Raw genomic sequence first — 25,590 nt, forward strand, 5'->3', positions numbered from 1 at the left:
GGGTGTTCAGCCTTCGCCGTTCTTGTCCTGCGGCATCAGGAAATGGCCGGTGGCCTGGGCAAACAGCTTGTCCTTATGGTCCTGCCAGGCCTCCACATGCACCGAGGCATAGCGGCGGCCGGAGCGGTTCACCCGCGCCCGCGCATAGGCATCGCGCGGCAGGCCGGAGCGCAGGTAATCGACCGTGAAGTCGATGGTCTTGGGCTGGCGCGGCAGGTTGCCCTTGGCCATTTCCGCCGGGTCCAGATCGCCGGATTCGATGCGCTGCCACAGGTGCGACCAATTGAGCGTGATCATCGCGGTGATTTCCAGGAAGGCCGCCGTCACCCCGCCATGGATCGCAGGCAGGAACGGGTTGCCGATCAGCTTGTCGTCGAAATTCAGCACCGCCGTCAGCTCATCGCCTCGGCGCTCGAAGGTGACATTCAGGAAGCGGATATAGGGCACCGAGTCGACCAGCGCCGACAGGGCTGCATCACGGCGCTGCTTGACCACCTGGATCGGTTCGGGACGGGGGCGGCTCAAAACTTCTTCTCCACGGTAAAGGCGCCTGAGGCGGTGGCGACGGGGCGGTCCTCATCCTCATCCATCGCGACGGCACGGACAAAGGCAACGGTACGGGTGATCTGATGGCAGGTGGCGCGGGTGGTGATCGCCTGCCCAGGGGTCGCAGGGCGCATATAGTCGATGCGCAGGTCGATGGTGGCGGTGCCGCCGGGAGCGGAGGGGTGGCTCATCACCGCTGCACCGCAGCATGTATCCATCAGCGCCGACACCGCGCCGCCATGAATGACGCCGGTGGCCGGGTCCCCGACCAGCTTTTTGTCATAGGCCATGCGGATCTCGGCGGTGCCGTCGCCGATCTCTGTCAGCTTCATTCCCAATTGCTTGGCGTGCGGGATCGCTTCGATGAACTGACGCGCGAGCTCGGTCTTGTCGGCCATGGGACTGTCCTTTGAAATCTCTGCCCCATCTTTGGCCCTGCCCCGGTGAAAGCGCAAGTGTGCCGCCACGGAGGTTGCACTGTTCGCTGCAAGTGCATAGGTTCCCGGCAAGGGAGACGACGGATGACCGACAACAGATTGTCATTCAAAGAAATGTGCGCCGAGTTCGAGGTCACGCCGCGGACGCTGCGCTACTATGAATACATCGAGCTTTTGCAGCCGGACCGCGAAGGCCGGTCGCGGTTTTACGGGGCGCGGGAGCGTGCCCGGATGAAGCTGATCCTGCGCGGGCGCAAGTTCGGCTTTCAGCTGGAAGAGATCCGCCAGTGGCTCTTGATCTATGAAAAAGAGGGCAACGACGCCCAGAACCATGCCTTCATGGAAATGGCCGACCGCCAGCTGGTTGAGCTTGAAAAGCAGCGCGAGCAGATCAATGAGGCGATTGAAGAGCTGAGCGAGTTGCGCGAAAGCACCCGGGCGCTGCTGAAGTAGGTCGAACGCATCTTTCCGGAATTCTGAACCCCGCCCTTGAGGCGGGGTTTTCCTTTTGTAGCGGCCGCACTGGATTCGCCTGTTTCCGGGTCAGAACCGTTGCAGAAACAGCCAGCGGCCCCTCAGCCAGACCGTAACGTTACGTCACTTTATGTGCGTTTTGCGAACCAGTAACGTCCCGCAAAGTGACGTAACGTACAACTTACGTAAACGTAAAGTCAGTCTTGATCGAAAAGCCAACTCCGCACAGCTTGGTCCTGCACCAAGCCGTAAGAGTGACGACGATGACCGAAGAAACCATGACCATCCGCGAGATGTGCGAGGCCTTTGACGTGACGCCCCGCACGCTCCGGTTCTACGAAGCCAAGGAACTGCTGTTCCCGATCCGCGACGGCCAGAAGCGGCTGTTCACCAAACGCGACCGCGCCCGGCTGAAGCTGATCCTGCGCGGCAAGCGGTTCGGGTTCAGCCTGGAGGAAATCCGCCAGCTGCTGGAACTGTACCATGTCGGCGACCAGCAGGTGACCCAGCTCACCAAGACCTATGAGGTCGCGCGTGAACGGCTCGCCGATATGGAGCGCCAGCGCGAGGAGCTGACCGAGGCAATCGAGGACCTGAAGGACCAGCTGGCCTGGGGCGAGAAGATGATCGCCTCGATGAAGGCCAAGCAGGAGGCTGCCCAATAGGCAGCCGCCCCGCCCTTTCCCGCCGGCCCGCCCGGCACTGACTTGAGCCACAAGACCCTGAAGAGGACCGCAATGCCTTCCTATCGAGCCCCCGCCAAAGACGCCCAGTTTATCCTGCACGATGTGCTGAAGGTCTCCGGCCAGGACATCCCCGGATACCATGAGCTGGAACCGGATTTCACCGGCGCCGTGCTGGAAGAGGCAGGCAAGATCGCCAGCGAAGTGCTGCACCCGCTGAATGTGGTGGGCGACCAGGAGGGCTGCCGCCTGGAAAACGGCGTGGTCTACACGCCTGCGGGGTTCAAGGAAGCCTTCGAGCAGATGAAGGAAGGCGGCTGGACCGGGCTGGACATGCCGGAAGAATTCGGCGGCCAGAACATGCCCTATGTGATGGGTACCGCGGTGGGCGAGTTCTTCTCGGCCGCCAACCAGGCCTTCACCATGTACCAGGGCCTGACCCATGGCGCCGCCTCCGCCATTCTGGCGCATGGCACCGAGGAGCAGAAGGCCACCTATCTGCCCAATATGATCAGCTGCCAGTGGACCGGCACCATGAACCTAACCGAGCCGCATTGCGGCACCGACCTGGGCCTGATGCGCACCAAGGCGGAACCGCAGGGTGACGGCAGCTTCAAGATTTCCGGGCAGAAGATCTTCATCTCCTCCGGCGATCACGACTTGGCGGATAACATCGTGCATCTGGTGCTGGCCAAGATCCCCGGCGGCCCCGAAGGCATCAAGGGTGTCAGCCTGTTCATCGTGCCCAAGTTCCTGGTGAACGAAGACGGCAGCCTGGGTGAGCGCAACGGTGTCTCGGTCGGCAAGATCGAGGAGAAGATGGGCATCCACGGCAACTCCACTTGCGTGATGAACTATGACGGCGCAACCGGCTGGCTGCTGGGCGAGGAGCACAAGGGCATGCGCGCCATGTTCACCATGATGAACGAGGCCCGTCTGGGTGTCGGCATGCAGGGCCTGGCGCAGGCCGAGGCCGCCTATCAGAACGCGGTGGACTACGCCAAGGACCGGCTGCAGGGCCGCGACGTGACCGGCGCCAAGAACCCCGATGGACCGGCAGACCCGCTGATCGTACACCCGGACATCCGCCGCTCGCTGATGGACCAGAAAAGCTTTGCCGAGGGCGCGCGCGCCTTCCTTCTGTGGGGCGCCACCCTGATCGATCAGGCGCACCGCGCCGGCGACAAGGATGCGGACGGTCTGATCTCGCTGATGACGCCGGTGATCAAGGGCTTTCTGACCGACCAGGGCTATGACATGACCGTGCTGGCGCAGCAGGTCTATGGCGGCCACGGCTACATCGAGGAATGGGGCATGTCGCAATACACCCGCGACGCCCGCATCGCGATGATCTACGAGGGCGCCAACGGCGTGCAGGCGCTAGATCTGGTGGGCCGCAAGCTGGGCCAGCACGGCGGTAAATACGTCCTGGCCTTCTTTGACATGGTGAAGAGTTTCTGCCAGGAAAACAAAGATATTTCAGAAGCTTTCACCAAGGACTTCATCAAGCCTTTGCAAGCGGCTTCCAAGGATCTGCAGGCGGCCGGCATGTTCTTCATGCAAAGCGGCATGAAGAACCCGAACCATGCGCTGGCGGGGTCTTATGACTTCATGCACCTGTTCGGCCAGGTCTGCCTGGGCCTGATGTGGGCGCGGATGGGCAAGGCGGCGCAGGAAGCGCTTGACGCCGGGACGCAAGACGCGGCGTTCTATGAGACGAAACTCGCAACCGGCCGGTATTACATGGCACGGCGGCTGCCCGCGACCAAGCTGCATCTGGCCCGCATCGAAAGCGGTGCGGACACGGTGATGGCACTGGACGCGGACGCCTTCTGATGCCTTCGGGCGCCCTGTCACGGGGCGCCCTGCCCAAGCCCCGGCCGGTGCTTTGACACGCAAAGGACCACAAGATGCCGAAACGTTTCCGCCTGACCCGCCGCCTGCCGATCGCCATGACGGAGGACGGTTACCGCAGGCTGAAGAAGTTCGCCCAGGAGGCGGGGCTGGACGAGGGAGAAGCGCTGTCATTCCTGTTCGAAAATTTCGACAGCGTGACGGACTACGAGAACCTGAGCCACCGGCTGCGGCTGTTCAACGCCGAGCTGGAGGCGCGAAAGCGCTAGAAAAGCGCAGCAAAGGGAGAAAGATGACCGAGACGCACTCCGCATGGATGACGGAAGAGCACCGGATGCTTGGGGAGATGACAGCCCAGTTCATCAGCAATGAATGGGCCCCCAAGTTCGAGACCTGGCGCAAGCAGGGCCTGATGGACCGGGAGACCTGGACCCAGGCCGGCGAACTGGGGCTTCTCCTCCCCTCGATCCCCGAGGAATACGGCGGCGCCGGCGGCGATTTCGGCCATGAGGCGGTGATCCTGATGGAAGGCAGCCGGGCCAACCTGGCCAGCTGGGGCCATGGCATCCATTCCGGCATCGTCGGCCATTACATCCTGGCCTATGGCACCGAGGAGCAAAAGCAGCGCTGGCTGCCGAAGATGGTGACGGGCGAGCTGGTCGGCGCGCTGGCGATGACCGAGCCCTCCACCGGGTCTGACGTGCAGGCGATCAAGACCAAGGCTGTGAAGGACGGCAACGCCTACCGGCTGTCGGGACAGAAGACCTTCATCACCAACGGCCAGCACGCCAACCTGATCCTGGTGGCAGCCAAGACCGATCCCTCGCAGGGCGCCAAGGGCGTGTCGCTGGTGGCGGTGGAAACCGAAGGCGCCGAGGGCTTCAGCCGCGGCCGCAACCTCGACAAGATCGGCTGCCACGCGGCGGACACCTCCGAGCTATTCTTCAGCGATGTGGAGATCCCGCCGGAAAACATCCTGGGCGGCGCCGAGGGCCAGGGGTTCTACCAGATGATGCAGCAGCTGCCGCAGGAGCGGCTGATCATAACCTGCGGCGCGGTCGGCGCGATGGAAGGCGCGGTTGAGCGCACGGTGGAATACTGCAAGGAGCGCGAAGCCTTTGGCGGGCCGCTGACGCAATTCCAGAACACCCGCTTCAAGCTGGCCGAGTGCCTGACCAAGACCACGGTCGCGCGCGCTTTCCTGGACGAATGCATCGCCGAACACCTGCAGGGCAAGCTGACAGTCGAAAAGGCTGCAATGGCGAAATACTGGATCACCGACACGCAAGGAGAAGTGCTGGACGAATGCCTGCAGCTGCATGGCGGCTATGGCTACATGCAGGAATACGCCGTGGGCGAGATGTGGGCCGACGCCCGGGTGCAGCGGATCTACGGCGGCACCAATGAGATCATGAAGGAGCTGATTGCGCGATCGCTGTAGGCGCAGGGGCCGCGGCGGCATCGCAGAAGGCAAATGGTGGATTTGGGTATTTGGGCAAAGAAGAAGCACAACGTCCACCCTGCCCCCGGTCCCGGCGGCGCCAGGCCAGGAGGCAGAGCTTCTCCTTTGGCGGTCATCGGCTCTCCAGCCTGTACCGCAGGACGAGTGCAACGGAACATGGTTAAGGAAGAATGAACCCTCATCTTCTTCTTTGCTGAAAATACTCCACGGGGGTGCGGGGGTGTGAAACCCCTGCTCCGCCATCCGAAACAGGGAGAAACAGATGACAACGAAACTGCATTGCTTTGGCGAAAGCGGTAACTCCTACAAAGCCGCGCTGGCGCTGGAGCTGGCCGGGCTGGACTGGGAACCGGTCTTTGTCGATTTCTTCGGCGGCGCTGCACGCACGCCGGAGTTCCGGGAATTTTCCGCCATGGCAGAAGCGCCGGTTCTTGTAGACGGGGATGTAACGCTCAGCCAGTCGGGCGCGATCCAGCAGTACATCACCGACAAGACCGGCAAGTTCGGCGGACGCCCTGAGGACAAATACGAGGTGCTGCGCTGGGTGCTGTGGGACAATCACAAGATGTCCAGCCAGGCCGGCATGACCCGGTTTCTGATCAACTTCCTGCCGGAACATCACCGGTCGCAAGAGGTGATCAATTTCATGCAAGGCCGCCTCAAGGCTGCCTATACCACGCTGGACACCCACCTGCAGGGCCGCGAGTGGATTGTTGGCGACAGCCTCACCAATGCCGACTTCAGCTGCTGCAGCTACCTCTACTACCCGGAACCCTTCGGCTTTGACCGGGCCGAGTGGCCCAATATCGACGCCTGGCTGACCCGCATCAGCGAGCAGCCCGGCTGGAAACACCCCTATGACTTGATGCCCGGCAACCCGTCGGACCGGGCCTGAGGAGAGCTCAATGACAGACGCATACATTTATGACGCGCTGCGCACCCCGCGCGGCAAAGGACGCAAGGACGGTAGCTTGCATGAGGTGACCTCGGTCCGCCTCTCTGCCCTGACGCTGAACGCGATCAAGGAGCGCAACAACCTGGAGGGACACGCGGTCGAGGACGTGATCTGGGGCAACGTCACCCAGGTGATGGAACAAGGCGGCTGCCTGGCGCGCTCCGCTGTCCTCGCCTCTGACCTGGATGAGCGCATCCCAGGGCTGGCGATCAACCGTTTCTGCGCCTCCGGCATGGAAGCGGTGAACCTGGCCGCGAACCAGGTGAAAGGCGGCGCAGGCGATGCCTATATCGCGGGCGGCGTGGAGATGATGGGCCGGGTGGCCATGGGGTCGGACGGCGCGGCGATTGCAGTTGATCCGAGCCTTGCGATGGAAACCTATTTCGTGCCGCAGGGCATCTCGGCCGATATCATTGCGACCGAGTACGGCTTTACCCGCGATCAGGCCGATGCGCTGGCGATGGAGAGCCAGCGCCGGGCTGCCAAGGCGTGGGAAGAGAAGCGGTTCGACAAATCGGTGATCACCGTCACCGACCAGAACGGCCTGCCGATCCTCGCCCATGATGAATACATGCGTCCCGGCACTGACATGCAGGCGCTGGGGTCGCTGAACCCGGCGTTCCAGATGATGGGCGAGCAGATGCCGGGCTTCGACAAGGTGGCGATGCTGAAATACCCGCATCTGGAGCGGATCAACCACATCCACCACGCGGGCAATTCCTCCGGCATCGTGGACGGCGCCGCAGCGCTGCTGATCGGCAACAAGGAGTTCGGCGAGCGGCATGGCCTGAAGCCGCGCGCGCGGATCAAGGCAACCGCCAAGATCGGCACCGATCCCACTATCATGCTGACCGGCCCGGTGCCGGTGACCGAGAAGATCCTGGCCGACAACGGCATGAAGATCGGCGACATCGACCTGTTCGAGGTGAACGAGGCCTTTGCATCCGTCGTGCTGCGTTTCCAGCAGGCGTTCGACGTCGACCCGGAATTGGTCAACGTCAACGGCGGCTCCATCGCCATGGGCCACCCGCTGGGCGCCACCGGGGCAATCATCATCGGAACCCTGCTGGATGAGCTGGAGCGTCAGGACAAGGAAACGGGCCTCGCCACCCTGTGCATCGCATCGGGCATGGGCGCCGCAACCATCATCGAGCGCGTCTGATGCCGAAGCTGGACCTATCCCAACTGCCCTGGCGGACCGGATCGGGCTACCCCGGCAAGCTGGCCGAGGCCTGCGCAGGCCGCAGCGTGCAGCCGCTGGGCGACCCCGGCGGGCTCAGCCAGTTCGGCGTCAACATCGTGCGGCTGGAGCCCGGCGCGGCCTCCTCCCTGCGCCATTACCACATGGAACAGGACGAGTTCGTGATGGTGACCGAAGGCATCTGCACCCTGATCGACGATCAGGGCGCGCACGAGATGATGCCGGGCGACTGCGCTGCCTTTCCGGCGGGCGAGGAGAACGGCCACCACCTGGTGAACCGCTCGGACAAGCCCGCGGCGTTTCTGGTGGTCGGCACCCGCACCGAAACCGAGACCGGCTATTACAGCGATTTGGACATGATGGTGAAATTCGCAAGGAGCGAGTTCACCTTTACCCGCAAGGACGGCAGCCCGCTGATGGCTGACCAGACCGGAGAAGACACATGAGCGATTTCAAATACGACGTGGGCGCAGACGGCGTCGCAATCATCACCTGGGACGCGATCGGCAAGTCCATGAACGTCCTCACCCGCGAGGCCTTTGGCCTGGTGGAGGAATACGTGGACCGGGCGCTGGAGGACGAGGGTGTCAAAGGCATCGTGATCACCAGCGGCAAGAAAGACTTTGCCGGCGGCATGGACCTCAATGTGCTGGCCACCATCCGCGAGGAGTCAGGCGAGAACCCGGCCCAGGGGTTGTTCGACTTCACCATGGGCGGCCACCGCATCCTGCGCAAGCTGGAGCTGGCAGGCATGGACCCCAAGACCAAGAAGGGCGGCAAACCGGTGGCCTGTGCGATCAACGGCACCTGCGCCGGCATCGGCACTGAGATTGCGCTGGCCTGCCATCACCGGGTGATGACCTCCAACCCCAAGGCGAAAATCGGCCTGCCCGAGATCATGATCGGCATCTTCCCCGGCGGCGGCGGCACCACACGGTATTCGCGCATGGTGGGCGCAATGGCAGCGGCCCCGGTCCTGCTGGAAGGCAAGATGATGGACCCGAAAAAGGCCAAGGGCGCGCAGCTGATCGACGCGGTGGCCGACGACGCGCTGGCCGCGGCCAAGGAGTGGGTGCTGAACGCCAAAGACGCCGATCTGGTGAAGCCCTGGGATGCCAAGGGCTACAAGATGCCGGGCGGCGCGCCGTATCATCCGGCGGGCTTCATGACCTTTGTCGGCGCCTCGGCGATGGTGCATGGCAAGACACAAGGCGCCTTCCCGGCAACCAAGGCGCTGCTGTCGTCGATTTATGAGGGCGCGCTGGTCGATTTCGACACCGCGCTGAAGATCGAGGCGCGCTGGTTCACCAATGTGCTGATGAACCCCTCTTCCTCCGCGATGATCCGCAGCCTGTTCCTGAATAAGCAGGCGCTGGAAAAAGGCGCGGTGCGGCCCAAGGACGTGCCGGATCAGTCGGTCAAGAAGGTCGGCGTGCTGGGTGCCGGCATGATGGGCGCGGGCATTGCGCTGGTTTCGGCTCAGGCAGGCATGGAAGTGGTCCTGATCGACCGCGACCAGGACGCCGCCGACAAGGGTAAGGCCTATTCCGCCGCCTATATGGACAAGGGCATCAAGCGCGGCAAGGCGACCGAGGAGAAGAAAGAGGCGCTGCTGGCGCAGATCACCGCGACCCCGGACCTGGACGCGCTGAAGGGCTGCGACCTGATCATCGAAGCCGTGTTCGAGGATCCGGGCGTCAAGGCCGAGATGACCAAAAAGGTCGAGGCGATCATTCCCGAGGACTGCATCTTTGCCTCCAACACCTCCACCCTGCCGATCACCGAGCTGGCCAAGGCCTCCAGCCGGCCGGAGCAGTTCATCGGCATCCACTTCTTCTCACCGGTTGAGAAGATGTTCCTGGTGGAGATCATCAAGGGCAAGGAAACCGGCGACCGGGCGGTGGCCAAGGCGCTGGACTACGTGCGCCAGATCCGCAAGACCCCGATCGTGGTGAACGATGCGCGCTTCTTCTATGCCAACCGCTGCATCATCCCCTACATCAACGAAGGGATGCGGATGATCACCGAGGGCGTCAGCCCGGTACTGATCGACAACGCGGCACGGCAGCTGGGCTTCCCGGTGGGGCCGGTGCAGCTGACCGACGAGACCTCGATTGACCTCGGCGCCAAGATTGCCCGTGCCACCAAGGCGGCGATGGGCGATGCTTACCCGGAAAGCCCGGCGGACGACCTGATTTTCTGGATGGAGGAACAGGGCCGTCTGGGGCGCAAGGCCAATGCCGGCTTCTTCGAGTATGACGACAAGGGCAAACGCGCCGGATACTGGAAAGGCCTGCAGGAGAAGTACCCGCTGGCCGCCGAGCAGCCCGATCTGATCGAGGTGCAGGAACGGCTGATGTTCGCGCAGGTACTGGAAGCGGTGCGGGCGCTGGAGGAAGGCGTGCTGATGGACATCCGCGAGGGTGACGTCGGCGCCATCCTGGCCTGGGGCTTTGCGCCGTGGTCCGGCGGCCCGCTCAGCTGGCTGGACATCCTGGGCACGCCCTATGCGGCGGAGCGCTGCGACAGCCTGACGGAGCAGTTCGGCGAGCGTTTCGCCTGCCCGGAACTGCTGCGGGAGATGGCGGAGAAAGGCCAGAGCTTTTACGGGCGCTTTGCCCCGGAGAAATCCGCAGCCGCCTGACCGGCAGCACAAGACAGAAAAGGCCAGCGCCCCAGCGCTGGCCTTTTTTCATTACTTTCAACTGGCTGCACGCCGTAACTGATCTTACATCCGAACCTCGGACTGCGCCGCACCAGCGGCAGCGCCTGCGGGCCAGTATTCTTCCTCAGCCATCATCGACAGAACCAGGCCGCGCGCCTCATCCGGGTCCAGCACGCGGTAGGCGCCTTGTTCGGAGAACACCCGGCCGCACATCAGGTTCGCCGGTGCCGCCGAATAGCCCAGCATCCCGGCCTCCAGATAAATCACCTGATCCTCGGCAAAGCGGGGCGTCACCAGTTCCAGCTGGGCGCCGGGGTGCATCCGGCGGATACCGCGGTAGCCCTCCAGCGTGCAGGCGGGAACAATGGCAAAGGGATCGCCCTGGCCGTCCTCCACCAGCTCGCTTTCCAACAGCACGCCCTGGTCCGGCATCAGCCACATCGGCACCCGGTTCATCAGCGCATCGCGCGGCACGAACAGCGGGCAGCGGGCCGGTTCCAGGTCGCCCTCTGCCGGGATCATGATCTCGCGCTGCAGTTCCACCACAGTCTGCATGCCATGATCGAAGGTCAGAACCTTGTCGCCCGGGGTCAGCGCCTCCACCGGGCGCCAGCCCAGATTGGAGGCCACATGGGTGCCCGCCAGGAACCCGCCCCGGCCCACGCAGACCAGGGGAAAGCCGCTGTTCATGACCCCGCCAGCCGGGGAGTTGGTGCGTTTCAGAAGCCAGTCCAGCATCCGCTTTCCTTTCCTCAGGCCAAGGCGCAGCACCTTTCGGCCGATCCGATCTTTTCTTTTGGTCCGTGCCGCTTATGGGACGGAACTAAGGCAAAAACCGGGCATTGTTCACGTTGTTGCGCCAATCCGCCTGCCCGCTGCCGGATAAGGCCCCGGTCAGGCACGTTCAGCGCTCTTCACGCTATCTGGATAGGAAAGAACCGTTAAAAGAGTATTCAAATTGCGCGATATCCTGCGCGCAGGCGCTGGCAATCGCCTCAGCCGCGGCATCGTCGTAGTAGACCCGCCAATCGCGCTGCCGGCCGCTTTCGTTGACCACCGGCAGCTCCAGGGAAAACCCGAGATGATCAAACAGCGGCTGCGCGTCGGATTGAAAATGCTCCAGCCGGATATAGAGCTGGCACTGCTCCGTCCCGTCGGCATGGCACATGTAGGAAGACGCCGGGGTGCCGCGGAAGGCCGCGATGATCTCCGGGTGCTTCGCGAAGGCGCGGAACTCCAGGCCTTGCGCCAGGCCGATGGCCGGATGATCAAAGCTCTGATCCCGCAACCAGTGGTAATAGCTGACCGCCCGGTCCCAGGGGTTGCGCACCAGGGTGAAGGCGAACAGGCCCCTTAAGGCGTCATCCTGCACCAGCCCTTCGATGTCGGCCAAGGTGGAATGCTTCCAAAGCCGCCCGCGTGCCTCAGTGTCCTTCAGGCGGCGGCGGCGCTTCAGCGCCTTCGGCGTGTCGCCCAGCATCAAGTCGTCAGCCATCGCGCGCGCCTCCAGCGCCAGCGCCAGCGCGGTGCCGCCGGTCTTGGGGATATGAATGAAAACGTACCGGCGGCCTTGAGACAGGATCATGCGCCGACCCTAGGATATTGATCCGCACAAGGAAATGCAGATCTGCACCTCGCGGCGCAGGCCTCCGGCAGATGTATTTGCGGACAGGTAATTGCGCAATGCGGCCCGCCTCTTCACCTTTGCGCAAATACTCCGGGGTGAATTGGCCCCGTGGGGCCAAGAGGGGCAGCGCCCCTTCCCTTCACTTCGAACGCAGCGCGATGGTGGTGCCGGCCAAAATGATCAGACCAATGCCCAGCATCTGCCAGAGGTTCAGCGCCTGCCCCCAATAGGCCCAGGCGACGCCCGGCCCGACGATCATCACCGAGTATTCGAACACGGCAACATAAGACGCCTCGCCCAGCTGGTAGGCCTTGGTGATCAGGAACACGCCGCCCACCGCTGCGCAGCCCTGCAGCAGGATCAGGTGCGAGATCTCCCACAGCGGCCAGACCCAGCCGCGGGTGACAAAACCGTCCGCGCCCGCCGGCACCGCTTGCGGCCAGACCTCCAGCCCCGCCAGCAGCATGGCGCCCAAAACGCCCTGCACCAGCAGATAGACGAACAGCATCGCCACCGTGCTTTCACCCTGGCAGTAAAGGCCGGTCGCCAGCGAGCCGAGCGCATAGAACAGCCCGCCTGCCACCGGAACCAGGATCAGCCAATTGAAAGCTGCTGGATCCGGCTGCAGCACCATCAGCACGCCGGCAAACCCGCCGAGCACCGCGGCAACCCTTATCCAGCCGATCCGCATCCTGAGGAACAGGACCGAGATCACCACGATCAGGATCGGCGAGGTGAACAGCCCGGCCAGCGCCTGAGCGATTGGCATCAGTGCCACGGCAGAGAAGTAGAACACCATCGACACCGCCACCAGCACCGCCCGCAGGAGCACCGCGCCGAAGTTGCGGCAGCGGAGCCCGCCCAGCCCGGCACGCGCCATCAGCCACAGAAACGGCAGTGCGACAAATGTGCGCAACAGGTAGAACTGGCCCAGCCCGATCGTCTCGGCCATCAGCGGCACGGCGTTGTCGGTGATGCCTATTATCAGCATGGCAGCGAGCATGGACTGAGCTGCCGCCGTCTGGCTGGTCCCCGGCGCGGAGAGTGTGGCTGTTTGTTTCATACCCTTCCCATTGCCCGCAACTTTCCGCAATATCTGTTCTCTAAGCGACACCAAAGTGATTCAGGGGAGGAAACTGATGGGGTGGATGGCGGATGAAACCGGTCTGGAGAAGACTGCCGCGAATTATGTGCCGCTGTCGCCGCTCAGCCATCTGCAGCGCGCGGCACAGGTGTTTCCGGACCGCCTGGCGGTCAGTTATGGCAAGCACCGCAAGACCTATGCGGAGTACCACGAGCGCTGCAGCCGCCTGGCCTCCGGCCTGGCAAAGCTGGGGGTGAAGCCCGGCGATGTGGTGGCCACCCTGCTGCCGAACATTCCGGCCCAGGCAGAGGCGCATTTCGGCGTGCCCGCCTGCGGTGCGGTGCTGAACACCATCAACACCCGTCTGGATGTGGGCACGGTCGCCTATATCTTTGGCCATGGCGAAGCCAGGGCGGTTCTGGTCGACCCGCAATTCCTGGAGCTGGCCGAAGCCGCGGTGGAAGAGATGGATGGCCCCGCCCCCATCCTGATCGAGGTGGCCGATGATCAGGCCGGCTGGCACGCCACCGGCCGCCACACGGACTACGAGGCGCTGCTGGCCAGCGGCGACCCTGAATTTCAGTGGATCATGCCCGAGGACGAATGGGAAAGCCTGGCGCTGAACTATACCTCCGGCACTACCGGGCGGCCCAAGGGCGTGGTTTATCACCACCGCGGCGCTTACCTGATGACAATGGGCACGGTGGTGTCCTGGCGGATGGTGCTGCATCCGGTTTACCTGACCATCGTGCCGCTGTTCCACTGCAACGGCTGGAACCACACCTGGATGATGCCGCTGGTGGGCGGCACCGTGGTCTGCTGCCGCGATATCACCGCGCAGAACATCTACAACGCCATCCACTACGAGGGCGTCACCCATTTCGGCGGCGCGCCGATCGTCCTGAACATGATCGTCAACGCGCTGGACGAAGAGCGCCGCACCTTCGATCACACGGTGGAGGTTTTCACCGCCGGCGCTCCGCCCGCGCCCGCGACGCTGTCGAAGATCGAAAACCTCGGCTTCAACATCACCCATGTCTACGGGCTGACCGAAACCTTCGGCCATGTCACCGAATGCTACTGGAAAAGCGAGTGGGACGGTCTGGACAAGGCCGGCATCGCCGCCAAGAAATCGCGCCAGGGTGTTGCCATGCCGATGCTGGAGCCGGTGGTGGTGCGCGACAGCGAGCACAACGTGCTGCCGATGGACGGCCAAAGCCAGGGCGAGATCGGCCTGCGCGGCAATGTGGTGATGAAGGGCTACCTGAAGAACCCGGAGGCCACCGCCGAAGCCTTCAAGGACGGTTATTTCAACTCCGGCGACCTCGCCGTGCAGCACCCCGACGGCTATATCCAGATCGCCGACCGGGCCAAGGACATCATCATCTCCGGCGGCGAGAACATCTCCTCTGTCGAGGTGGAGGGCGTGCTGATGGCGCACCCGGATGTGCTGCTGGCCGCGGTTGCGGCGATGCCGGATGAGAAATGGGGCGAAGTTCCTTGCGCCTTTGTTGAACTGAAGGCCGGCGCCAAAGAGGACGCGGCGGCGCTGATCGCCTTCACCCGCGAAACGCTGGCGGGCTTCAAAGCACCCAAGAAGGTGGTGTTCCAGGAACTGCCCAAGACCTCCACCGGCAAGATCCAGAAGTTCGAGCTGAGGAAAATTGCCAAGAACCTGTAATTTTTGCGGCGAAACAGCATCCGGGGCGGCAAAGCAAATTGCCGCCCCTGTTTTATGCGACTAGTCTGGCGCCAGGGATACGGATGGGGACCGGGCAGGCTGCATGACGGCATTGAAGGAATTCGAGCGGCTGGAGGCTGCGGGCCTGTGGCGCGCAGATCCTGAGGCGCAGCGGCGGGATGTGATCATCTCTCTGGGCGATGCGACGCTGACCATTGCCAGCATGAACGATCTGCCGCTGGCGCATTGGTCGCTGGCCGCAGTGGAGCGCGCCAACCCCGGCGAGTTCCCCGCCCTGTTCCACCCCGACGGCGACCCCGGCGAAACGCTGGAGCTGGCAGAGGACGAAACCGCCATGCTGGAGGCCATCGCCCGGGTTCAGAACGCCATCGGGCGCTCCCGCGCGCGGCCCGGGCGGCTGCGGGCGGTCAGTATCCTGGGCACCCTGGCACTGGTGCTGGCGCTGCTGATGCTGTGGCTGCCGGGCGCGGTGACCCGGCATGCGGTCAGCGTAGTGCCGGATATCAAGCGCAAGGCCATCGGCCAGGCGCTGCTGGGGCGGATCGAGCGGGTCTCCGGCCCTGCCTGCGCCACCCCGGAGGCCGCTCCGATCCTGAAAAACCTGGCGCAGCGCACCGGTGTGCGGCAGCTGGCGGTCCTGCGCTCCGGCATTCCCGGCAGCCTGCATCTTCCCGGCGGCATCGTCCTGCTGAACCGCTCCTTCGTGGAGGACTTCGAGGATCCGGCGGTCGCCGCCGGGGCGGTCCTTGCTGAACGCGCCCGGGCCAAGGCCAGCGACCCGATGCTCGAGCTGCTGGAGGCCGGCGGCTTTCTCGCCACTTTCAAGCTGCTGACCACCGGCGAGCTGGACCGCGCGGCATTGGATGCCTATTCCGAGGCCACCCTGGCCAGCCCGCGGCCGCAGCTGCCGGACGAAGTGCTGCTGGCGGAGTTTGCCCGCGCCGCCCTGCCCTCCTCCCCCTATGCCTATGCGCTGGACATCACCGGCGAGACCGTGCTGGGGCTGATCGAGGCCGACCCGATGGCCGGCCGCGAGCTGGAGCCGGTGCTGAACGACCGCGACTGGGTGCAGCTGCAGAACATCTGCGGCTGATCCTGCTGAGCCACCCCCGCCCCCTGCCAATCGCGAAAATGCGCCGGATCTGCTAAGATCGCCAAATCTGCGCTGACGCACGTTCAGGGGGAATGAGCCATGCCGGAAAATTCGGCCAGTTTCACCGGGGATATTCCCAGCCATTATGACAGCGGCCTGGGGCCGGTGATCTTTTACAACTATGCGGATGATCTGGCCGCACGCTGCCGTGCCCATGCGCCGCAAGACGTCCTGGAACTGGCGGCGGGAACCGGGATCGTCTCGCAGCGGCTGCGGCGCAAGCTGCCGCCCGGCTGCAAACTGACGGTCACGGATTTGAACGAGCCGATGCTGGAGCTGGCAAAGAAAAAACTGCCCGACACCACCAATGTCACCTTCCAGCCCGCCGACGCGATGGCACTGCCCTTTTCCGGTGGCAGCTTTGACCTGATTGCCTGCCAGTTCGGGGTGATGTTTTTTCCAGACAAACCCGCCGCTTTCACGGAGGCCGCACGGGTGCTTAAGTCCGGCGGGCATTATGTCTTCAACGTCTGGGCGCCGATGGCAAGGAACCCGTTTGCCGAAGTTGCCGACACCGTCGCGGCGCAGTTCTTCCCGGAGAATCCGCCGGGGTTTTACAAGGTGCCGTTCCACTACGGCGACCCGGAAGCGGTGAAAGCCGACCTGAGCCGTGAAGACTGGTCGCAAGTCAGCCACGAGACCGTCACGCAGAACAAGACCATCGAAGACCCGGAAAAATTTGCCGAGGCGCTGGTCTATGGCAATCCGCTGGTCGATGAGGTCCGGTCCCGCGGAGGTGTTGATCCCGATGAGATCGCCAGCGCCATTCTGGATGCACTGCGGGACCGGTTTGGGCCGCCGCCGCTGCGGATGCCGCTGGAGGCTGTCTTCTTCACCTGCCGCCGCCAGTAAACCGCCATCTCCGGAGCCGCCGCATTTGCACGGCGGCAACAAAAAAGGCCAGGCAGATACCCGGCCAAAGCAGCTGATGGTTCTTAGGGTTACTTGCTGAGACGGGCACCGCTGAAACCGGCGCGCCGCACCTTGGCCAAGGCTTCGGCGGCCTGAGATTTGTCCCGGTAGGGGCCTGCCAGCACCACTTTGTAGGGCTGCCCCTTGCGGCTGAGGGAGCCAAGCCGCACCGTCAGGCCCGAGGCGGCCAGTTTGCGGGCCGCTGCCTTGGCCTCGGCCGGATCGGCATAGGTCGCAGCCCGGACATAGCGGCGGGGCGTTGCCAGCTGCTCCGGTGCCGCGGCGCCGGGAGCTGAGCGGGTGGACAGGCGCAGGCCCTTGGGCTGCGCCTCAGCCGGGCTGACACGGGCATCGCGCGGCAGGATGACCGTGGGGCGGTCAAGCGGCGGCGTAACCAGCTTGCGCGGAACGCCATTTGTCCAGATCTGCGCCATCTGCGCATCGCCTTCCGGGGTGCGCAGACCGCGCCTCGGGTTCATCCGCCCGTCTTCGCGCTCCACCACTTCATACCCCGCCGGGGCCTGGGCAAAGCCGGTGATCACCGCCGGGCGCATCGTGCGCTCCGCCCGGTGCGGGTTCAGCCGCCCGTCGGTCCAGACCGGGCGGTAGCCCTTGGGCACCGTGAAACTGTTGCTGAGACGGCGGTCCTGATAGATGTGTGTCTGCACCACGCGGGTGTTCGGGGTTAGCCGCAGCGAGCTTTGCGGCCCGATCTCCTGGCCACCGTAAGTCACCGGCGCCGAGTCCTGCGGACCGCAGCGCACACCAGGGGAATTGCTGTACTGGCGGCTGATATCGGACAGGCCTTCACAGGCCGCATTGCCTGCTGGCTGCTGCGCAGCGGGCGCCGGTTCGGGCTTTACCCGGACAACTTTCTTGGCTGCAGGCTTGGGGGCGGCAGGCACCGCCGCAACGGCAGCCGGCTGGGTGCCGGCAGCTTGCGGTGTGCGGCGCGGCTTGGCGGTTGTGACCGTCTGCGGCGGCGTGCTGGCGGCGGCCGGTTCAGCCGGGGCAGCGACAGCGGGTTTGGCCGGTGCCGGCTTGGCAGTGGCGGTTTGCGCCGGCTGCTGGCTGGGTTCCAGGGTGATCACTTCCGGCCCGGCGTCCCGCTGCTGCTGCTTCGTGGTCCCGGTGACCTGGGTGGGCGCATAGCCGCAGATCTGCCTGCGCGAGCGAGTGACCCGCGGAACCCAGGTGACATTGCCGTCAATGCCTGCCCGGATGTAGATGCAGCCGCGGCTGTCCACATACTGTTTGCCCTTGTATGACGCGGGCGGATACTCGGCGGGCGGCCGGGTTTCACGCAGAGTTTGTGCCTGTATCCCTGCGGCGCCTGTTGTCCCCGCGATGATGGCCAGTGCAATAATTCTAGTTATTTTCATTCCTGAGCCCCACAAAATATGGCTGCAGGATGCCCGAAACTGGCCTGTGAGTAAAGATTCTGCGGCAACAATAAGGCCGGATACCGGCAATTTTTGCGCGAATTGAAATGAATTCGCGCCCTTCCCCAAACAGGCAGCCAAGGCGGATTTACTCCGCCTTGGCGCAGAAAGATCACTTGGTGCCGAACATCCGGTCACCTGCGTCGCCAAGGCCGGGCAGGATATAGCCCTTCTTGTTGATCTCGCGGTCCAGCGAGGCGGTGACGATTGGCACATCCGGGTGCGCCTGTTTCATGCGCTCGACGCCCTCGGGCGAGGCCAGCAGGCACAGGAAGCGGATGTTGTTGGCGCCGGCATCTTTCAGCAGGTCAATGGCAGCGGCAGAGCTGTTGCCGGTGGCCAGCATCGGATCCACGGCAATCACCAGCCGGTCCTTCAGCCCTTCCGGCGCCTTGAAATAGTATTGCACCGGCTCCAGGGTTTCCTCGTCGCGGTAAAGACCGACAAAGCCGACCCGGGCGGAGGGGATCAGCTCCAGCACGCCGTCCAGCATGCCGTTGCCCGCGCGCAGAATCGACACCAGCGCCAGCTTCTTGCCCGCCAGGATGGGCGCTTCCATCTCCTCCATCGGGGTTTCGATGCTGGTGGTGGTCAGCGGCATCTCGCGGGTGATCTCATAGGCCAGCAGCTGGGTGATCTCGCGCAGCAGGCGGCGGAACCCCGCGGTAGAGGTGCCCTTGTCCCGCATCAGGGTCAGCTTGTGCTGCACAAGCGGGTGATCAACAACGGTCAGGTGGTCGGTCATGGGGCACTCCTCAAATTTGGTCTTGCGCGCTTTTACGGGCTTGGCCGCAGCAGGCAAGCGTGTTTTGACCATAGGGTCAAAGAAAACTCTTGCCGGGGCCTTGGGCCGGGACGTTCAAATGGGCCGCAATGGAGGTGCCCACATCGGCGAATTTGACCTGCCCGACGGGGCCCGCGTCAAGCCCTGCGATGAGTACAGGCACTTGCTCGCGGGTGTGGTCGGAGCCGGGCCAGCTGGGATCATTGCCGTGATCGGCGGTCAGCAGCAGCAGGTCGCCCTTTCGCAGCTTGGGCAGCAGGCGGCCGATCTCACCATCGAACCACTCCAGCGCCCGGGCATAGCCGGAGATGTCGCGAGTGTGGCCGTACATGCTGTCGAACTCGACGAAATTGGCAAAGGTCAGGCTGCCGTCCCCGGCCGTCTCCACCGCATCAAACAGATGCTCCATCAGCTTGGCATCAGCGCCCTTTTTCAGAGTGTCGATACCGGACATGGAGAAGATGTCGCCGATTTTGCCGATGGCGTGGACCTTGCCGCCCGCCTCCTGCACCCAGTTCGTCAGCACCGGCGCCGGCGGGGTGATGGCATAGTCGCGGCGGTTGGTTGTGCGGGTGAAACCTTCTTCTGCCGACCCCAGGAAGGGACGCGCGATGACCCTGCCCACTTTCATGGCATGCAGCCGCGGGGCAATGGCCTCGCAAAGCGCCAGCAGGCGGTCGAGGCCGAATGTCTCCTCGTGCGCGGCGATCTGGAAAACGCTGTCGGCGGAGGTGTAGCAGATCGGCCGGCCCGTGCGCATGTGTTCGGCGCCCAGATCGTCGAGGATCACCGTGCCGGAGGTGTGGCAGTTGCCCAGGATGCCATCGGTGCCTGCCTGCTCCGCGACGAAGGCGGAGAGATCCTCGGGGAAGGACGGCGCCTGATCGGGGAAGTAATGCCAGTCCCAGGGCACCGGCAGGCCTGCCAGCTCCCAATGGCCTGAAGGCGTGTCCTTGCCGCGGCTGAGCTCGCTGGCGCAGCCCCACATCCCCTGCGGTTTCGCGTCCAGACCCGGAAACGGCACCGAGGACGCCAGCCGCATTGCTGCGCCCAGGCCAAGGCGCTCCATGTTCGGCACCTGCAACGGGCCGCTGCGGCCCTCCTCCGCCTGCCCGGCCGCGCAGGCCTGGGCGATATGCGCAAGCGTGTTGGCGCCAAGGTCCGGCAGATCGCCGTTGAAGAAGGTTCCGGCATCCGGCGCGCCTCCGATGCCAACGGAATCCATCACCACAAGGAAGGCACGGGGCATCAGGAGATCCTTTCGTGAACCAGCGGCAGGCTGTCCGGCGCATCGCCGATGGCGATGGCAGCGAGAAACGCAGCCTCTGCCATCTCTGCCGCATCATCGCTGGCCGCGTGGATGCGGGCAAGGGTGTCGCCTGCCCCGACCTGCCGGCCCAGGCGGACAAGGTCCGAGATGCCGACGCCCGGATGGATCTTGTCGCTCTCCACCATGCGGCCGCCGCCAAGGGCGACAACCGCCAGCCCGAGCGCTTCGCCGTTCATGGCAGAGACATGCCCCTCTGAGGGCGCCTTGACCTCGCGCACGACTTCCGCGCCGGGCAGATGGTCCTGCCAGTTCGCGGCAAAATCCACGGGCCCGCCCATGGCTGCGATCATCCGGGCAAACCTCTCTGCCGCACGGCCATCGGTGAGGGCCGCGGCAATCATTGCCGCGCCGTCATCCGCATCCACTGCGAGGCCTGCGTGGGCCAGCAGCTCTCCGCCCAGCACCGCCGAAATCTCTGCCAGCGGACCGGAGGTGCCGCCGGTCAGCACCCGCATCACCTCTGCCACTTCCAGCGCGTTGCCCAAGGCCGGCGCCAGCGGCTGGTTCATGTCGGTGATCAGCGCCGAGGTTTTGCATCCGGCCGCATTGGCCGTATCGCACAGCGATTGCGCCAGCGCGCGGGCGTCATCGGCGGTCTTCATAAACGCGCCGGAGCCGATCTTGACGTCCAGCACCAGAGCGTCCGGCGAGGCGGCCAGTTTCTTGGACAGGATTGAGGCGGTGATCAGGTCGAGGCTTTCCACCGTCGCGGTCACGTCGCGGATCGCATAAAGCCGCTTGTCCGCAGGCGCGATCTGCGCAGTGGCGCCGACGATGGCGCAGCCCATGTCCCGCATCATGCGGCGCAGGTGGTCCTCGCTGACGCTGGTGGAGACGCCGGGGATCGCTTCCAGCTTGTCCAGCGTGCCGCCGGTATGGCCCAGCCCGCGGCCGGAAATCATCGGCACATAGGCGCCGCAGGCCGCCAGCGCGGGCGCCAGCAGCAAGGAGACGCAATCGCCGACGCCGCCGGTCGAGTGCTTGTCCAGCACCGGACCGTCCAGATCCCAGGCCAGAACATCGCCGGTGTCGCGCATCGCCAGCGTCAGGGCGCGGCGGCCCTCGACGCTGAGCCCCTGCAGGCAGACCGCCATGGCAAAGGCGCCGGCCTGAGCGTCCGAGACCGCACCGCTGGCCAGCCCTTCGGCAAACCAGCGCAGCGCGTCCTCACCCGGTGTCTCACCGCGGCGCAGGCTGGCGTTGATGGCGCGGGCGTCCATCAGCTGCGCTCCATATGGTCCGCGTCGAAGGCCCCGGGCAGCAGGGCGCCGATGGTGGTTTCCTGCTCGTCGCCGTCGGTGGTGGCCATGATGACCTTCACATCGCCCTTGGCGAATTCCTTGATCTTCTGGCGGCAGCCGCCGCAGGGCGTGATCGGGGTCGGGCAATCGGCGATCACATAGACCTCAGCCAGTTCTTTCTCCCCCGCCGCCACCATCGCGGCGATGGCACCTGCTTCGGCGCAAGTGCCCTCGGGATAGGCGACGTTTTCAACATTGCAGCCCACATAGATCTGGCCGGAGTCGGAACGGACAGCGGCGCCGACCTTGAAGTTGGAATACGGCGCGTGTGCGTTCTCGCGGACAGCGGCGGCGGCGGCTTTGAGGCTCATGGCGATTCCCCGTTTTTTGATCATTTGGTCAAGATGCCGCAGGATAGCTGAATTGCTCCGGGAAGCGGAAGCCCCCGGAGGCAGTTCTTTGCGCCGCTCTGATTTCAGGCCAGTGTGGTCTCGAACACGCCCGGCAGAGTCACCTCCAGCAGTTCAACATCATCCGACGGCGCACTGAGGCGGGTCTTCATCCCCGGCGGAATGACAAAAGCGTCGCCCAGCTCCAGCTGATACGGCTCGCGGCCCTCGCCCTCCAGCGTCACCGCGCCGTTCATCACAAAGGTGAAGTGGATGTCGGTGTCATGCGCGGCCCATTGCGGCTCACCCTCGCCCCGGCGCACCACCTGCACACCCGCGACGCCCTTGGTGTTCTCGGCAATGGTGGTGTCGCGGCAGATATAGCCCGGCAGCCGGAACGGCACCCACGCGGCGCCCTCCGCCTTGTTGTACACGAACCGCTGCCCCTGCCATTCCTGTTCGGGACGGTAGTGCGGCGTCGGCAGGGTCATCTCGTGGTCGATCTCGGTCACATGTTCGGCCGGCACGCCGATTTCGATCACCTGCACATTGTCGCTGGCCTCCAGCACCCGGTGGCGGATCTCCGGAGGCTGGATGAAGCAGTCGCCCGCGGTCAGGCGCATCTTCTCGCCCTGATCCTCGTAAACCACATCAACCCAGCCATGGATGCAGAAGATCAGCTGGAAGCCGACCCGGTGGAAATGCACCATGTCCGGCACCGGGCCGCCGTCGGGGATGCGGATATGGCTGGCGATGATCGAGCCGCCCAGCCGGTCCGGCACCAGGTCACGGTAGTGCATGCCTGCGCGGCCGATGATCCAGGGCGCCTGGTCCTTAAGGCGGCGGACCACGAAGCTGTGCACCGTCTGCGGCATCACCATCGGCGGGTGGCGCTCCTCGATTTCGACCTTGGTGCCGTTGGGCGCGGTCAGGCGGCGCTGGCCTTCGGCAAATCCATCAGGATCTTCAGTCAGAATGCGGATTGTGCCCGGAGATTCCTGCGCCCCTTTTTCAACCCGCAGCCGCAGCCCGTGGCCGGAAAACACCGCGATGCGCGGATCATCCGCCGGATAGATCATGTCCATCTTCATACCCAAAACCTTGGTATAAAACGGAATATCATTGCGCAACTCATCCGTCGGCAGGCGGATCTCGGCGATTGTTTCGCTCACGTTTTCACTCCCTGTTCTGTTGGCAGGAGAGTGACCTTGCGGCAGGGTTTATGCAAGAACCCGCCGCCCGGTCTGCCGCCGCGTCCGTTTGCGTCAGTTTGGACTATGTTTCCGGCAGAAAAAATGGTTTAACGCTAAACAATACCCTTTCCGAGGAGCGCCAGATGTCCGATTCACAGAACCTGCGCCAAGCCGCACTCAACTATCACGAGTTTCCCCGCCCCGGTAAGCTGGAGATCCGCGCGACCAAGCCGATGGCCAACGGGCGCGACCTGGCCCGCGCCTATTCGCCCGGCGTGGCGGAGGCCTGCGTCGAGATCAAGGCGGATGAGGCCAATGCCGCCCGCTACACCTCGCGCGGCAATCTGGTTGCGGTTGTGTCGAATGGCTCCGCAGTGCTGGGGCTGGGCAACATCGGCGCGCTGGCTTCCAAGCCGGTGATGGAGGGCAAGGCGGTCCTGTTCAAGAATTTCGCGGGCATCGACTGCTTCGACCTGGAAATCAACGAAAGCGATCCCGAGAAGCTGGCCGAGATCGTCTGCTCGCTGGAGCCGACATTCGGGGCGATCAACCTCGAGGACATCAAGGCGCCGGACTGCTTTGTGGTCGAGAAACTGTGCCGCGAGCGGATGAACATCCCGGTCTTCCACGACGACCAGCACGGCACCGCAATTGTGGTGGGCGCCGCGGCCAAGAACGCGCTGCATGTGGCGGGCAAATCGTTCGAGGACATCAAGATCGTCTCCACCGGCGGCGGCGCGGCGGGGATCGCCTGCCTCAACATGCTGCTGAAGCTGGGCGTGAAGCGCGAGAACATCTGGCTCTGCGACATTCACGGGCTGGTCTATGAGGGCCGCGAAGAGGACATGAACCCGCAGAAGGCGGCCTTTGCCCAGGCCTCGGACCTGCGCACGCTGGACGAGGTGATGGACGGCGCCGACATGTTCCTGGGCCTGTCCGGCCCCAATGTGCTGAAGCCGGAAATGGTCAGCAAGATGACCGCCCGCCCGATCATTTTTGCGCTGGCGAACCCGACGCCGGAGATCATGCCCGACCAGGCGCGCAAGGTGGCGCCGGATGCGATCATCGCCACGGGCCGCAGCGACTTCCCCAACCAGGTCAACAACGTGCTGTGCTTCCCCTTCATCTTCCGCGGGGCGCTGGACGTGGGCGCGACAGAGATCAACGACGAGATGCAGATTGCCTGCGTCGACGGCATCGCGGAACTGGCCCGCGCCACGACCTCTGCCGAAGCCGCGGCAGCCTACAAGGGCGAGCAGCTGACCTTCGGCGCCGATTACCTGATCCCGAAACCGTTCGATCCGCGGCTGGTGGCGGTTGTCTCCTCCGCGGTGGCCAAGGCAGCGATGGAAAGCGGCGTTGCGACCCGGCCGATCGAGAATATCGCCGCCTATAAGCAGAAGCTGAACCAGACCGTGTTCAAGTCCGCCCTGCTGATGCGCCCGGTGTTCGAGGCCGCGCGCGCCGCCGCCCGCCGCATCGTGTTCAGCGAAGGCGAGGATGAGCGGGTGCTGCGCGCCGCCCAGGCGATCCTGGAGGAAACCACCGAGACGCCGATCCTGATCGGCCGTCCGGAGGTGATCGAACGCCGTTGCGAGAAGCTGGGCCTGGATGTGCGCCCGGGCCGGGATTTCCAGCTGGTCAACCCGGAGAACGACCCGCGCTATTACGATTACTGGAACAGCTATCACAAGCTGATGCAGCGCCAGGGGGTGACGCCGGATCTGGCCAAGGCGATCATGCGCACCAACACCACCGCGATCGGCGCCATCATGGTGCACCGGGGCGAGGCGGACAGCCTGCTTTGCGGCACCTTCGGCGAATACCGCTGGCACCTGAACTACGTGCAGCAGGTGCTGGGCGGCGGCACCTATTCGCCGCACGGCGCGCTGTCGATGATGATCCTGGAGGACGGCCCGCTGTTCATTGCCGACACCCATGTGCATGTGGAGCCGACGCCGGAGCAGATCGCCGAAACCGTGATGGGCGCGGCCCGCCATGTGCGCCGCTTCGGGCTGGAGCCGAAGATCGCGCTGTGCTCGCAGTCGCAGTTCGGCAATATCTCCTGCGACACCGGCAGCCGGCTGCGCGCCGCCATTGAAATCCTCGACGATAAGCGCCGCGACTTCGTCTATGAGGGCGAGATGAACATCGACACCGCATTGGACCCGGAGCTGCGCGAGCGGATCTTCCCCAATTCGCGGCTGGACGGCGCCGCCAATGTGCTGATCTTCGCCCATGCCGATGCGGCCTCCGGCGTGCGCAACATCCTCAAGATGCGGGCCAGCGGGCTGGAAGTGGGGCCAATCCTGATGGGCATGGGCAACCGCGCCCATATCGTCTCCCCCTCGATCACCGCGCGCGGGCTCTTGAACATGGCCGCCATTGCCGGCACCCCGGTCGCGCACTACGGTTAACTTCGCGGCCCCGTCAGCCGGCCGCCCAGTCAGGGAGGC

24 protein-coding genes are annotated in these 25,590 nt (G+C 64.4%); 13 read left to right on the forward strand and 11 right to left on the reverse strand.

The genetic code is table 11. The annotated features are described in order from the left end of the window. Positions 1-6 precede the first annotated feature (6 nt). Together AC58NV_RS03960 and AC58NV_RS03965 are read right to left on the reverse strand one after the other, a co-directional pair. The gene (locus AC58NV_RS03960; RefSeq protein WP_174144407.1) at positions 7-525 is read right to left on the reverse strand and encodes a PaaI family thioesterase; all 519 of its coding nucleotides are present in this window, start codon (positions 523-525) and stop codon (positions 7-9) included. Then, positions 522-944 (reverse strand): PaaI family thioesterase, encoded by a 423-nt coding sequence (locus AC58NV_RS03965; protein ID WP_497225968.1) that lies wholly within the window; start codon positions 942-944, stop codon positions 522-524. The genes AC58NV_RS03960 and AC58NV_RS03965 overlap by 4 nt, the downstream gene beginning before the upstream one ends. A gap of 123 nt (positions 945-1,067) precedes the next feature. Here AC58NV_RS03965 and AC58NV_RS03970 point away from each other — a divergent pair, with 123 nt between their 5' ends. From AC58NV_RS03970 to AC58NV_RS04010, 9 genes are all read left to right on the forward strand, one after another. Beyond that, positions 1,068-1,436: a MerR family transcriptional regulator gene (locus AC58NV_RS03970; RefSeq protein WP_222476223.1), complete on the forward strand. Its 369-nt coding sequence runs from the start codon at positions 1,068-1,070 to the stop codon at positions 1,434-1,436. Positions 1,437-1,720: 284 nt separating this feature from the next. Then, entirely contained in the window at positions 1,721-2,122 is a 402-nt protein-coding gene (locus AC58NV_RS03975) for a MerR family transcriptional regulator (protein WP_366663271.1), read from the forward strand. Between the two features lie 72 nt (positions 2,123-2,194). Next, positions 2,195-3,976, forward strand: coding sequence for an acyl-CoA dehydrogenase C-terminal domain-containing protein (locus AC58NV_RS03980; RefSeq protein WP_497225969.1), 1,782 nt, complete (start codon positions 2,195-2,197; stop codon positions 3,974-3,976). Between the two features lie 74 nt (positions 3,977-4,050). Beyond that, positions 4,051-4,263, forward strand: coding sequence for a hypothetical protein (locus tag AC58NV_RS03985; RefSeq protein WP_019295796.1), 213 nt, complete (start codon positions 4,051-4,053; stop codon positions 4,261-4,263). Between the two features lie 23 nt (positions 4,264-4,286). Then, positions 4,287-5,435: an acyl-CoA dehydrogenase family protein gene (locus tag AC58NV_RS03990; protein ID WP_497225970.1), complete on the forward strand. Its 1,149-nt coding sequence runs from the start codon at positions 4,287-4,289 to the stop codon at positions 5,433-5,435. Positions 5,436-5,718: 283 nt separating this feature from the next. After that, positions 5,719-6,351 carry a glutathione S-transferase family protein gene (locus AC58NV_RS03995; protein WP_497225971.1) on the forward strand — a complete coding sequence of 211 codons (633 nt, stop codon included), beginning with the start codon at positions 5,719-5,721 and terminating at the stop codon, positions 6,349-6,351. A 10-nt stretch (positions 6,352-6,361) separates the two neighbouring features. Next, the gene (locus AC58NV_RS04000) at positions 6,362-7,573 is read left to right on the forward strand and encodes an acetyl-CoA C-acetyltransferase (RefSeq protein ID WP_497225972.1); all 1,212 of its coding nucleotides are present in this window, start codon (positions 6,362-6,364) and stop codon (positions 7,571-7,573) included. Next, positions 7,573-8,058: a cupin domain-containing protein gene (locus AC58NV_RS04005; RefSeq protein WP_497225973.1), complete on the forward strand. Its 486-nt coding sequence runs from the start codon at positions 7,573-7,575 to the stop codon at positions 8,056-8,058. The genes AC58NV_RS04000 and AC58NV_RS04005 overlap by 1 nt, the downstream gene beginning before the upstream one ends. Further along, complete coding sequence (locus tag AC58NV_RS04010) at positions 8,055-10,256, forward strand: 3-hydroxyacyl-CoA dehydrogenase NAD-binding domain-containing protein (protein WP_497225974.1); 2,202 nt, start codon at positions 8,055-8,057, stop codon at positions 10,254-10,256. The genes AC58NV_RS04005 and AC58NV_RS04010 overlap by 4 nt, the downstream gene beginning before the upstream one ends. Positions 10,257-10,340: 84 nt before the next feature. On the opposite strand, the gene AC58NV_RS04015 is transcribed toward AC58NV_RS04010, so the two are convergent. The 3 genes from AC58NV_RS04015 to AC58NV_RS04025 all read right to left on the reverse strand — a co-directional run bounded on the left by AC58NV_RS04015 (position 10,341) and on the right by AC58NV_RS04025 (position 12,967). Next, complete coding sequence (locus tag AC58NV_RS04015; protein ID WP_497225975.1) at positions 10,341-11,015, reverse strand: Hint domain-containing protein; 675 nt, start codon at positions 11,013-11,015, stop codon at positions 10,341-10,343. Positions 11,016-11,196: 181 nt separating this feature from the next. Further along, a complete protein-coding gene (locus AC58NV_RS04020; RefSeq protein WP_497225976.1) occupies positions 11,197-11,862 on the reverse strand; it encodes a sulfotransferase family 2 domain-containing protein in 666 nt (221 codons plus the stop codon). Between the two features lie 181 nt (positions 11,863-12,043). After that, positions 12,044-12,967 (reverse strand): DMT family transporter, encoded by a 924-nt coding sequence (locus AC58NV_RS04025; RefSeq protein ID WP_497225977.1) that lies wholly within the window; start codon positions 12,965-12,967, stop codon positions 12,044-12,046. Positions 12,968-13,043: 76 nt separating this feature from the next. On the opposite strand from AC58NV_RS04025, the gene AC58NV_RS04030 reads away from it, so the two are divergent. The 3 genes from AC58NV_RS04030 (at position 13,044) to AC58NV_RS04040 (ending at position 16,695) form a co-directional block, all read left to right on the forward strand. Further along, a complete protein-coding gene (locus AC58NV_RS04030; protein ID WP_497225978.1) occupies positions 13,044-14,669 on the forward strand; it encodes an AMP-binding protein in 1,626 nt (541 codons plus the stop codon). Positions 14,670-14,772: 103 nt separating this feature from the next. Beyond that, positions 14,773-15,783 carry a hypothetical protein gene (locus AC58NV_RS04035; protein WP_497225979.1) on the forward strand — a complete coding sequence of 337 codons (1,011 nt, stop codon included), beginning with the start codon at positions 14,773-14,775 and terminating at the stop codon, positions 15,781-15,783. 99 nt (positions 15,784-15,882) lie between these two features. Next, on the forward strand, positions 15,883-16,695 hold the full coding sequence (locus AC58NV_RS04040) for a class I SAM-dependent methyltransferase (protein WP_497225980.1): 813 nt from the start codon (positions 15,883-15,885) through the stop codon (positions 16,693-16,695). Positions 16,696-16,784: 89 nt separating this feature from the next. On the opposite strand, the gene AC58NV_RS04045 is transcribed toward AC58NV_RS04040, so the two are convergent. The 6 genes from AC58NV_RS04045 to AC58NV_RS04070 form a co-directional block, all read right to left on the reverse strand. Continuing rightward, a complete protein-coding gene (locus AC58NV_RS04045) occupies positions 16,785-18,137 on the reverse strand; it encodes an SPOR domain-containing protein (protein WP_497225981.1) in 1,353 nt (450 codons plus the stop codon). 172 nt (positions 18,138-18,309) lie between these two features. After that, positions 18,310-18,942, reverse strand: a complete 633-nt coding sequence (upp, locus tag AC58NV_RS04050; protein WP_366663257.1) for a uracil phosphoribosyltransferase — start codon at positions 18,940-18,942, stop codon at positions 18,310-18,312. A gap of 76 nt (positions 18,943-19,018) precedes the next feature. After that, positions 19,019-20,230: a phosphopentomutase gene (locus AC58NV_RS04055; RefSeq protein ID WP_497225982.1), complete on the reverse strand. Its 1,212-nt coding sequence runs from the start codon at positions 20,228-20,230 to the stop codon at positions 19,019-19,021. Further along, complete coding sequence (locus AC58NV_RS04060; RefSeq protein WP_497225983.1) at positions 20,230-21,531, reverse strand: thymidine phosphorylase; 1,302 nt, start codon at positions 21,529-21,531, stop codon at positions 20,230-20,232. Before AC58NV_RS04060 ends, AC58NV_RS04055 begins: the two co-directional genes overlap by 1 nt. Continuing rightward, complete coding sequence (locus tag AC58NV_RS04065; protein WP_497226391.1) at positions 21,531-21,968, reverse strand: cytidine deaminase; 438 nt, start codon at positions 21,966-21,968, stop codon at positions 21,531-21,533. Before AC58NV_RS04065 ends, AC58NV_RS04060 begins: the two co-directional genes overlap by 1 nt. Before the next feature lie 59 nt (positions 21,969-22,027). Continuing rightward, positions 22,028-23,113, reverse strand: coding sequence for a cupin domain-containing protein (locus AC58NV_RS04070; protein WP_497225984.1), 1,086 nt, complete (start codon positions 23,111-23,113; stop codon positions 22,028-22,030). A 164-nt stretch (positions 23,114-23,277) separates the two neighbouring features. Here AC58NV_RS04070 and AC58NV_RS04075 point away from each other — a divergent pair, with 164 nt between their 5' ends. Next, positions 23,278-25,551: an NADP-dependent malic enzyme gene (locus AC58NV_RS04075; RefSeq protein ID WP_366663252.1), complete on the forward strand. Its 2,274-nt coding sequence runs from the start codon at positions 23,278-23,280 to the stop codon at positions 25,549-25,551. Positions 25,552-25,590 lie beyond the last annotated feature (39 nt).

It is taken from the genome of Leisingera sp. ANG49 (genome assembly GCF_059694505.1).

Excerpts from the sequence above, each read along its gene's own strand:
- AC58NV_RS04020 (WP_497225976.1), bottom strand. The coding sequence starts at position 11,862 with ATGATCCTGTCTCAAGGCCGCCGGTACGTTTTCATTCATATCCCCAAG.
- AC58NV_RS04015 (WP_497225975.1), bottom strand. The coding sequence starts at position 11,015 with ATGCTGGACTGGCTTCTGAAACGCACCAACTCCCCGGCTGGCGGGGTC.
- AC58NV_RS04045 (WP_497225981.1), bottom strand. The coding sequence starts at position 18,137 with ATGAAAATAACTAGAATTATTGCACTGGCCATCATCGCGGGGACAACA.
- AC58NV_RS03995 (WP_497225971.1), top strand. The coding sequence starts at position 5,719 with ATGACAACGAAACTGCATTGCTTTGGCGAAAGCGGTAACTCCTACAAA.
- AC58NV_RS04030 (WP_497225978.1), top strand. The coding sequence starts at position 13,044 with ATGGGGTGGATGGCGGATGAAACCGGTCTGGAGAAGACTGCCGCGAAT.
- AC58NV_RS04010 (WP_497225974.1), top strand. The coding sequence starts at position 8,055 with ATGAGCGATTTCAAATACGACGTGGGCGCAGACGGCGTCGCAATCATC.
- AC58NV_RS04025 (WP_497225977.1), bottom strand. The coding sequence starts at position 12,967 with ATGAAACAAACAGCCACACTCTCCGCGCCGGGGACCAGCCAGACGGCG.
- AC58NV_RS04035 (WP_497225979.1), top strand. The coding sequence starts at position 14,773 with ATGACGGCATTGAAGGAATTCGAGCGGCTGGAGGCTGCGGGCCTGTGG.
- AC58NV_RS04040 (WP_497225980.1), top strand. The coding sequence starts at position 15,883 with ATGCCGGAAAATTCGGCCAGTTTCACCGGGGATATTCCCAGCCATTAT.
- AC58NV_RS04005 (WP_497225973.1), top strand. The coding sequence starts at position 7,573 with ATGCCGAAGCTGGACCTATCCCAACTGCCCTGGCGGACCGGATCGGGC.
- AC58NV_RS03985 (WP_019295796.1), top strand. The coding sequence starts at position 4,051 with ATGCCGAAACGTTTCCGCCTGACCCGCCGCCTGCCGATCGCCATGACG.
- AC58NV_RS03975 (WP_366663271.1), top strand. The coding sequence starts at position 1,721 with ATGACCGAAGAAACCATGACCATCCGCGAGATGTGCGAGGCCTTTGAC.
- AC58NV_RS03980 (WP_497225969.1), top strand. The coding sequence starts at position 2,195 with ATGCCTTCCTATCGAGCCCCCGCCAAAGACGCCCAGTTTATCCTGCAC.
- upp (WP_366663257.1), bottom strand. The coding sequence starts at position 18,942 with ATGACCGACCACCTGACCGTTGTTGATCACCCGCTTGTGCAGCACAAG.
- AC58NV_RS04060 (WP_497225983.1), bottom strand. The coding sequence starts at position 21,531 with ATGGACGCCCGCGCCATCAACGCCAGCCTGCGCCGCGGTGAGACACCG.
- AC58NV_RS04000 (WP_497225972.1), top strand. The coding sequence starts at position 6,362 with ATGACAGACGCATACATTTATGACGCGCTGCGCACCCCGCGCGGCAAA.
- AC58NV_RS04055 (WP_497225982.1), bottom strand. The coding sequence starts at position 20,230 with ATGCCCCGTGCCTTCCTTGTGGTGATGGATTCCGTTGGCATCGGAGGC.
- AC58NV_RS03965 (WP_497225968.1), bottom strand. The coding sequence starts at position 944 with ATGGCCGACAAGACCGAGCTCGCGCGTCAGTTCATCGAAGCGATCCCG.
- AC58NV_RS03990 (WP_497225970.1), top strand. The coding sequence starts at position 4,287 with ATGACCGAGACGCACTCCGCATGGATGACGGAAGAGCACCGGATGCTT.
- AC58NV_RS03970 (WP_222476223.1), top strand. The coding sequence starts at position 1,068 with ATGACCGACAACAGATTGTCATTCAAAGAAATGTGCGCCGAGTTCGAG.
- AC58NV_RS04075 (WP_366663252.1), top strand. The coding sequence starts at position 23,278 with ATGTCCGATTCACAGAACCTGCGCCAAGCCGCACTCAACTATCACGAG.